We start from the raw sequence: 1,020 nt of genomic DNA, 5'->3' as shown, positions 1-1,020 counted from the left end.
GTGTTGTGTTCCGTGAGGTTGGCAAGGATTTCAGCGGGAGCCTTGTAGTTGAGGCATCGGAGCCTTGTGAGATTATAGTCTTTGACGAAGCGCTGGATGAAGGCGTTGCGTTCGTGCTGTGAAGCGAAGCGGTTTCGCCCGGCATTGTTATCGGTCGCCGGGTGTTGTCGGATGGCGTCGGCGAGGCGTCGATTGAAGCGCTCGACCATGCCATTGGTTTGCGGGTGATAGGGCTTGGTCAGCTTGTGCTGGATGCGATGCGCGGCGCACAGCTGATCGAAGGGGTGGCGGCCAGTGCCTGTGGTACGGCTGGTGTAGCGGGCAGCGCCGAAGCGGTCGGTGAACTCGGAGCCGTTATCGGTGAGGACGGTGTGGACTGGGTGTCCGAACGCCTCGAGGAAGCGGGCAAAAGCGTTGGCAATAGTATCGCCCTGGCGGTCCTGAATGATCTCGACATGGACGAAGCGCGTGGCGCGCTCGATGGCGACCAGGACATAGCTGGCCTGGCCATCAAGGCGCGTGAGGTGCTTGAGATCGGCATGGACATAGCCGAACGCCTCAGGCGCGAAGCGGCCGGGTGGCGTTGCGGTATCCGGCCGCGGTGGTCCTGCGATGCCGCGACGATGCCATAGCCTGTACAGCGCCGAACGCGAGATGTCGTCCCGTAGGCAACGGCGCAAAACCTCAAGCGCATCATCGAGCGACAGGTTGAGCCGGACACGCAGCTCAACAGCGATCTCCTCCTCCTCGATCGACAGACTGGTCGCCAGCCGATGCGGGGTCGAGGGCCGATCGGCGCTATCTTCGCGTCCTCGCCAGCGGCGGATCGTCGTCTCGCTGACATGAAGCTCGCGCGCCAACACAGCCACGCTCTTGGCGCTCGAACGAATATAGGCCCGCTGGCGCGGGCTCGTGGTTGCGTTCAGGTGCAAGGCGATCAGCATATCTCGCGACTCCTCAGCCACTCAATGCCTCTTCTTACACCAGCCGCGTCCAACCAATCTCCCGAAACTCTACACG

At 62.3% G+C, this 1,020-nt stretch carries 1 protein-coding gene; it reads right to left on the bottom strand.

Annotation, left to right across the window (positions count from 1 at the left end; genetic code table 11):
* A partial coding sequence (locus SAS01S_RS21970) for a DDE-type integrase/transposase/recombinase (protein WP_066813387.1) occupies positions 1-944 on the bottom strand: 944 nt, incomplete at its 3' end.
* Positions 945-1,020: the final 76 nt, after the last annotated feature.

Origin of the sequence: Sphingomonas asaccharolytica NBRC 15499 (assembly GCF_001598355.1) — a bacterium.
GTDB lineage: Bacteria > Pseudomonadota > Alphaproteobacteria > Sphingomonadales > Sphingomonadaceae > Sphingomonas > Sphingomonas asaccharolytica.
The sequence above is the reverse complement of the archived record's forward strand: the minus strand, read 5'-3'. Positions and strand labels throughout refer to the sequence as shown.